The sequence below is a fragment of the Nocardiopsis sp. RV163 genome (assembly GCF_001029525.1).
Lineage (GTDB): Bacteria > Actinomycetota > Actinomycetes > Streptosporangiales > Streptosporangiaceae > Nocardiopsis > Nocardiopsis dassonvillei.
In genome coordinates, this window is sequence record NZ_LEKI01000211.1 from 1 (window position 1) to 7,886 (window position 7,886).

The 7,886-nt window shown below is 71.1% G+C and carries 5 protein-coding genes; all 5 read right to left on the reverse strand.

The features are described from left to right. Positions 1 to 67 precede the first annotated feature (67 nt). Positions 68 to 1,807 (reverse strand): hypothetical protein, encoded by a 1,740-nt coding sequence (locus ABD54_RS24120; protein WP_047871831.1) that lies wholly within the window; start codon positions 1,805 to 1,807, stop codon positions 68 to 70. 60 nt (positions 1,808 to 1,867) lie between these two features. Continuing rightward, positions 1,868 to 2,221, reverse strand: a complete 354-nt coding sequence (locus tag ABD54_RS24125) for a hypothetical protein (protein WP_047871832.1) — start codon at positions 2,219 to 2,221, stop codon at positions 1,868 to 1,870. A gap of 57 nt (positions 2,222 to 2,278) precedes the next feature. After that, positions 2,279 to 2,617: a YbaB/EbfC family nucleoid-associated protein gene (locus ABD54_RS24130; protein ID WP_327137042.1), complete on the reverse strand. Its 339-nt coding sequence runs from the start codon at positions 2,615 to 2,617 to the stop codon at positions 2,279 to 2,281. After that, on the reverse strand, positions 2,508 to 5,435 hold the full coding sequence (locus tag ABD54_RS29240) for a hypothetical protein (protein WP_047871834.1): 2,928 nt from the start codon (positions 5,433 to 5,435) through the stop codon (positions 2,508 to 2,510). The genes ABD54_RS24130 and ABD54_RS29240 overlap by 110 nt, the downstream gene beginning before the upstream one ends. A 101-nt stretch (positions 5,436 to 5,536) precedes the next feature. After that, on the reverse strand, positions 5,537 to 7,822 hold the full coding sequence (locus tag ABD54_RS24140; protein WP_047871835.1) for a hypothetical protein: 2,286 nt from the start codon (positions 7,820 to 7,822) through the stop codon (positions 5,537 to 5,539). Between the last annotated feature and the right edge of the window lie 64 nt (positions 7,823 to 7,886).

Consider the following 7,886-nt stretch of genomic DNA (forward strand, 5'->3'; position numbering starts at 1 on the left):
CACCGCCCCTCCCCCGACTTAGGAAGACACCGATGACCAGGCAGCTCCTCACCGTCGACGCCGACGCTCAGGAGCAGGACGCGCGCACCGCCGAGGCGGCCACGTGCGAGCTGGCGTGCTCCCTGTCCGCGAGGGCGTCGGTCCCCGCGTTGGTGAGCTTGACGGTGAACTCCTCCGTGGGGGAGGTGAACCCGGTCACCTGCACCCAGCCGCCCCGGATCCCCGCCTGGTCGATCCCGAAGACCGCCACGGGCGACCCCTCGGCCGAGGGCCCGGAGAAGAGCTGGTACTTCGCCTCCTCCGGTGAGATCCACAGCGGGCTCTCGTCGTCCGGCACGTGCACGTACAGTTCGCACGACACGCCCGCCTCTCCGGGGGTGAACGTCCAGGTGGCGTACTGGCCGTTGCCCCGTTCCGGGTCGCCCGAGACGGGAAGGGCCTCGTAGCCGCCGTCACAGCCCTCCTGAGCGTACCCGCCGGACCGGGTGGCCCAACTGGCGGTGCCCTCCGCGCTGTCCCAGCGCCCCTCGTTCGCGTAGGAGGCGCCGGGGGAGTCCTTGCAGCCGGGTCCGGCCACGGCGAGGAAGGGCTCCTGCTCCGAGGCCCCCGCCATCGCGCCCGAGTCCGCCAGGACCGAGCCCCCGCCCTCCGAGGGCGGAGGGTCGGCGACCGGGCCGTCCCCGGGAGCCGAACCGCCGCCCTCGGCGTCGCCGTTCCCGGCGGCCCCGTTGTCGCGGGCGGTGTCCCCGGTGCCGCTGGTGTCGGCGAGGGGGGAGTTCATCTCCTGCCCGCCGGAGCCGTTCGCGGCGTCCCCGGTGCCGGTGTCCCCGTTTCCGGCGGTCTCCCCGGCTCCTCCGTCGGTCTCGCCCTCCCCGGAGGTCCCGGCGCCCTCGTCGCCCCGGGCCGACGCGTCCTCACCGGCCGCCCCGTCCGAGCCCTCCTCTCCGGCGGGCGCGTCGGCCGAGTCGCCTTCCTCCGCCGGTGCGCCACCGGCGGAGGCGTCCCCGGAGCCTTCAGCGCCCTCAGCGCCCTCAGCGCCCTCAGCAGTGCCGCCCTCGGCCCCCGGCTCTCCGTCCGTCGCGGAATCCGCGGCGTCCGGCTCCCCGGCGGCGGTGGCCTCGCGAGAGCCCTCCCCGGCCTCCAGGCCAGCGTCGGCGTCCGTGCCGGGGTCCTCCCGTGCGGCCGGGGCCGCCTCCACGGGGTCCTCACCGCCCCCGGCGGCGGTGCCCGGATCGGGCATCGTCGGAGTCCCGGCCGCGTCCCCGCTCACCTCGGGAACGTAGCCGGTCTCCTGGGGGGCGGCGCCCTGCTGGGGCGCGGGCGCCGCGCCCGCGTCCGCCGGCGCCGCGACGGTTCCGGACTCGCCGCCCGCTGAAGCCCCAGCCTCAGCGGTGTCCGAGGTCTGACCGCCGACGGCGTCCGCTCCGCCCGCGCCCGAGGCGAGCGGTGTCGTCTCCAGGGTCACCCCGGGCACCCCCGCCGTCATGGCGAAGGGGGCGGCGACCAGCAGCAGACCCGCGATGGCGGCGCCCGCCAGGGCGGGCTTGCCCGGCCGGTCCAGCGCCTCCTCCGGTACCCGGGGAGCGGAGGGTTCGTTCAGGGCGCCGGTGATCCGGGGGCCGTGGACGGCCTCGGCCGCCACCGCGCCCCCGGCGGCCTCCCCCGGGAGGGAGGGGGAGCCGTGCAGCGCGGACCCCTCCGCCCCGCCCGAGACCGTGGCGCCGGCTCCTCCGGAGAGCGCCGAGCGGAACCCGGACTCCTCAGCGGAACGGCCGTCCTCGCCGCGCGCCTGCGCGTTCTCAGACATCGCAACTCCTTCTCAGGGGGCCCGGGCCGCGGCCCGGGGGCAGGGGGATCGGGTCGGTGGTCACCGGCGTCCTCCGCGTCCGCCCGTGGTGTCCAGGTCCGGGACGTGGTTGGTGTTGTTCTCCTCCGCGCGGACGACGCTGTCCGTGGTCTTCAGGAGGATGTCGCTCGAATCCTCCGCCGCGGTGGCGATGAGGCCCACCAACTCGCTGAGGGACGTCTTGAGCTCCCCCAGGGACTTGTCCATCTCCTTGGCGAACTTGTCCCCCTTGCCCCAGATGGGCTCCAGGGGCGCCAGCTCGCCGTCCAGCCACTGCTGAAGCTCGCGGGCGTAGTCGGCCGCTTCACGGACTTTCTGGCTGTTGCCTGTCATGCCGTCGGGGTCGGCGAAGAAGCCGTCGTTGCCGGACGCCATGTACGTCTCCTCTCCGGGTCCTCGTCCTCAGCCGCGGGCGGCGGCGGTCGGTGTCCTCTACTGCCGGGGGTCGTCGGAGGGAATGCCCAGGCGGTCGAGCAGCTTGAGCGGGTCGAGCTCGCCGCGCATGACCTCCTCCGCGCCCGCCGTGTCCGGCATGAAGGGGCCGTAGGCCTCCGAGACCCGCTCGGCCATCTGGCTCCGCGCCTTGTTGACCACCTCGGTGATGGCGGCGGCCAGCTCGGTGGGGGCCATGTCCCGGTAGGCCTGGGTGTGGAACTTCAGCTCAACCAGTTCCCCCGTCGCGTCCACCTTCGCGCCCACGAGCCTGTTCTTGGCCACGACCTCTTCTGTTGCCGACTCCAGGCTTGCGCTTGCGTCCGCCAGCCGGTCCATCGTCTTGTGAAGCTGTGCCAGTTCCTCTTCCATCTGGCGCTGCATCTGCGAGCTCATGACGTTGCGTTCCCTTCTTGTTCTGGCCGGGGACGGGTCGTCCCAGTGCGGACTTCTGGGCGTCGGCCGTGGTGCCCCAGACCTTCTCGTCCTCGGAGAGCCACGTGGAGCGCTGGCGGTCGCGGTTGTTGTCACCGCCGCCGCCCATACCGCCGCCCATACCGCCCATCATGGGGGGCATCATAGGCATACCGCCCATACCGCCCATGCCGCCGCCCATTCCGCTCATTCCGCCGCCCGCGCCGCCGGCGCCGCCGGCGCCTGCTCCCGCGCCGCCCTGGCCGTTGAGTCCTCCCGCGCCGCCGGGGGCGCCGGGGGCGCCCTGCCCGCCGGAGGAGCCGTTGGGACCGCCCGCCTGGTACTGGGTGCCGTCGGGGTTGGCGAACAGCGAGGAGCGGTCGGAGCTGTCCGGCGCGCCCGGACCGTCGTTGGAGTAGGGGCCGGGGCCGGGGCTGAGGCCGCCGTAGTTGAGGCCCAGGTCCTCGGGCGACCCCAGCGGCGGAAGCTCGCTGGGAGGCGGCAGGGGGGGACCGGTGCCCTCGAAGCCGTTCGTGATCGGCGCTCCGGTCTCGGGGTCGATCGGGTAGGGCTTGCCGGTGACCGGGTCGATGACGTAGGGCTCGCCGGTGACCGGGTTGATCGGCACGTCCTCACCGGTGCCCGGCCCGTTGAGCCCGAGGTCCGGCGGGGGTGTGGGCACGCCGTTCCCGTAGTCGTAGCCGTCCTGCCCGGTGCCGGGGCCGTTGAGCCCGAGGTCGGGCGGGGGCGTGAACGCGGGTGCCTGGCTCCCGTAGTCGGTCGGCAGCCCCGTCTCGGGGTCGATGCCGACCGGTTGTCCGGTGACGGGGTCGATGGGCAGGACCTGCCCGGTCTCGGGGTCGTAGTTGATGGGCAGGTCGGTTTCGGGGTTGTAGGGCAGTCCGGTCTCGGAGTCGATGGGGTAGGGCTGGCCGGTCTCGGGGTTGAGCGGGACCCCTGTCGCCGGGTCGAACTCCAGGGAACTGCCGGTGCCCCCTTCGGGGACCGGTTGTCCGGTGACGGGGTCGATGGGCAGGACCTGCCCGGTCTCGGGGTCGTAGTTGATGGGCAGGCCGGTTTCGGGGTTGTAGGGCAGTCCGGTCTCGGAGTCGATGGGGTAGGGCTGGCCGGTCTCGGGGTTGAGCGGGAGCCCCGTCGCCGGATCGCGTTCCAGGGAACCGTCGTAGCCCTGAGGGCCACCGCGGCCGGAGCCGGGGCCGTTGAGGCCCAGGGGCGGCGGGACCGGCGGCGGTGTCAGGCTGCCGTTGTTGCCCAGGCTGTCGCCTGGTCCGTTGAAACCGGGGCCGTTGAGGCCGAGGGGCGGCGGGATCGGCGGCGGTGTGAAGGATTCGGGGCCGCCGTTGCCCCGGGTGTCGCCGGGGTTGTCGATCTCCTGGTTCACCGGGGGCGGAGGGGTGAGGTTGTCGGGGCCGCCGCCCAGACCGTTGGGGCCGTTGAGTTCCTGTTCGTTCGACGGCGGGTCGATGCCCAGTTCGTCGAAGACCTCGTTGAGGTCGATCTCCTTGGGGCCGTCCTCGCCGTTGCCGGGCCCGTCCTCTCCGTCGCCGAAGAGGTCGCTGAGGTCGATCTCGTCGGGACCGCCATCGCCTCCTCCGTCGCCGAAGAGGTCGCTGAGGTCGATCTCGTCGGGACCGCCGTCGCCTCCTCCGTCGCCTTCTCCGTCACCGAAGAGGTCTTCGAGGAACTCTTCGAGGCCGTCGTCGCCGCCACCACCGGGACCGTCGCCGGGGATGTCGGGTGTCTGCGTCGGGAGGGGCTTGGGAGCGGGTATGACGTCCAGTCCCGTCTGGACGCTCGAGTAGGTCTCCTCCATCTTCTCGTACAGGTTGTTGGCGTACTCGTGGACCGTCCGGTAGTGGTCGCGGAACCTCTGGTAGAGCGCGTTGTTGACGTTGGTGTCGGTGGGGTCGTCACCGACGATGCCGCGCACCTCGCCTCGCGGTGTCCCGTCCGCGTTGGTTCCGGCCGGGATGATGAGGATGTCGAACTGGTCCCGGTGCTCGACCCACTTCTCCGATCCCGCCGAGATGTTGAAGTACCAGCCGTCCAACGCCTCGTTGACCCTCCCCCCGTACGAGTTGAGGGCGTCCGAGACCTTGTCCGCGAGGTCGCCGGTGGAGGTCTTCAGTTCGGTCCGGATCCTCTCCAGTTGGCTCTTGAACTCGGGGATCGCCTCGTGGATCTGGGTCATGCGGTAGGCCATGTCCTGGAGGCGGTACTTGTACGCCGCCGCCGCCGAGCCGTTCATGGGCCCGTCGGGGGTGTCGATCTCCTGCCAGAGCTTGTTCAGGCTGCCGCCGCCGTCACCGCCGACATAAGGGGTCAGCGCCTTGTGCAGGGCGCCCAGGTCGTCGATGGTGGTCTGCAGCCGCCCGAGGTCCCAGTTCTTGGAGGTCAGCTTGTTGGTCTCGTAGTCGACGAGGGCGGACAGGTTGAGCAGCGACTGCCGGAACTTGTCCTGCTGGAGCGTTTCCTCGGAGTCGCCGCCCTCCCACACCTCCTTCTGCATGTTGTAGCCGGCGTAGTCGTAGCCGGTGTAGTCGTAGGTGTACGAGTGGTAGCCGGTGGAGTAGGACGCGGTGTGGGTCTCGCCGTACCTCCACCAGCGGTCGACCTTTTTGTCGCCACTGCCGGTCCAGTCCTTGAAACCTGTGGTCTCGTGGAAGTGGTAGCGCCCGTGGTCGACCCAGAGGGGTTCGAAGACCTTTTCTATGGACTCCATTTTTCCATATTCGCCTTCTTCGTTGGCGAAAATGTTCAGGATCTCGTGAATCGGTTTGTCCGGCACCTCTTGTCCCTCCCCCGGTGCGCCGCGCCTCGGTCCTAGTCCTCGCTGCTGTCCTCGTCGGTGCCGTCCCCGTCACCGCCGCCGCCACCGCCGCCACCGGAACCGCTCTGGTTCGAGTAGATCAGGTTCGTGACCTCCTGGGCGGTGAGGCTCGATTCGTCCTCGATCTCCATGAACTTGATGAGCGACTTCGAGAGGTTGTTCTCGATCTCGGTCAACTCTGACTGCAGGCCGCTGACGAATTGGTAGACGTTCTTCAGTGAAGTGTCGATCTTGTTGGAGAGCGTCCCGGCTTCAGAGAGGATCGAGGAATCACCGAGTCTCTGGTAACTGCCCTCGACGTTGTAGTGGGAGAAGCTCGTTTCGATGCCGTCGATGTCCTCCCTGAGAGGGGTCACGATCTTCTCTCGGAAACTCCGGATCCTGTCGAGGTCGATCTTGGTGCCTTCTCCACCCTTGCCGTCGCCTCCCTTGCCGTCGTCTCCCTTGCCGTCGCCTCCGCCCTCCGTGTCGCTCTCGTCTTCGTCGTCCTCGTCTTCGTCGTCCTCGTCCTCGTCGCCCTCGTCCTCGTCTTCGTCGCTCTCGTCTTCGTCGCCCTCGTCCTCGCCGCCCTCGTCCTCGGTCGTGGTTTCCGGGTCGGTGATGACGGCGGGGTCGAAGGGGCGGGTTTCGGGGGATTCGCCGCCGTCGCCTCCGTCCTCCCCGCCGTCGCCTCCGCCGTCACCGTTCCCGCCGTCGTCTTCGGTGGTGGTTTCGGGTTTGACGGAGGTGACGGGCTCGATGGGGTGGGTCTCGTCGGGACCGCCACCGCTCTCCTCTCCGGGGTCGGAGGAGTCCTCGTCAGAGGGCGACGTGCTCTCGGTCGGAGGTGAGGTGGGGGTCTCCTCCGAGGCGTCGGAGCCCTCGTCCGGGGTGGGCTCGGGTTCGTCCCGCGGAGTCCCGTCCGTGACCGGAGGCGTGGTGCCGCCCACAGGGGTGACCGGGGCCCCGCCGCCGCCCGGGTCGGTTCCGCCGGGGCGGTCGGGGTGGTGGCTCTCCACGTGCTCGGGAGAGTCGTCCTGGCTGGTTTCGTCAGGCTTGTCCTTGCCCCCGCCGTCGCCGTCGGGGCGGTCGTCGCCGGAGGTCTGCCCTTCTCCTGGGCCGTCGCCGCCCGGACGGTCGTCATCGGAGGTCTCCTCCTTGCCGGGACCGTCGCCGCCCGGCCTGTCCTCGCTCCCGCCGTCCTCTTCGCGGTCCTCTTCGCCGTCCTCGTCCTTCTCCGAGACGGTGATCAGGCCGGTCTCGGGGTCGACCTCCACCCGCCCGTCGCCGGGGTCGAAGGAGACCTCGCCGGTCTCGGGGTCCAGGGTGAGCTTCAGGTCGCCGATCTCGATCGTGGTGGGCAGCGCCTCCTCACCGTCGCCCGGGCCGGCCGTCTCGATCTCGACGGTGCCCTCCGCCGGGTCGATGGTCAGGCCCAGGTGTCCGGCCTCGATCGTGACCGGTGCCGCCTCGGGGTCGAGGGGTACGTTCCTGTCGCCGGGCTCGATCTCGATCGTGCCGGTGTCCGAGTCCAGGACGAACCTCAGCTCGCCCGCCTCGACGGTGGTGACACCCGTCTCGGGGTCCAGGGTCACGACCGGCGCCCCCGGGATCTCGTCACCGGCGGTTTCGCCGTACTCGGGGTCGTCGGCGTCGGCGGAGATGGGCTCCACGCCGGTGTCCGGCTCCCCTGCCGGGTCCCGGTCCGACTCCAGCGGCGCGTCCCGCTCCTCCTCCCGCTCCTCCTCGGTTCGGGGCTCGGTCACCAGGGCCGTCGTCTCGCCTTCGAGGGCGTCCGTCCCCTCCGAGGACATGTTCGAGGAGATGATCCGCGGTTCGGCGGGCACGCCCGGCTCCGCGGGCACGCCCGGTTCGAGCGGGACGGTCGGCTCCGAGGCGCGCATGGGCTCGAAGTCCTGTGCCCTCTGCTCGGTGAGGTCCTCGGACTCGGGGGCGGACACCGCGACGACGTGCTCGGTGTCCTGACCGGCGAACAGGTGCGGGGAGGCGCTGTCCTCCGACCGCTGCGCACCGAACAGCATCACGCCGTCGTCGCCGACGGTCACCTCGGAATCGCCGGGGTCGAGTACCGCCTCCTGGGTGGCGGTGTCCACCTCGACCGAGGAGCCGGCGTGTCTCAGCAGGAGCAGGCCGCTGGTCAGGTCCACGCTCACCGGGGCCGAATCCGACCGGTTCGCGCCGGAGTTCTGCTCCTGGAGGAGGGCGGCCTCCTCGGCCTCGGTCGGGTCCGGCTCCTCCCCTGACAGGGCAGCACGGAAGTCGAAGAGGGGGGACTCCACGTCAGGACCTCCTTACCGCCCGTAGGGCGGCTGTTCGTGTGGGGTTTCGGAGTTGGGGGCGGGG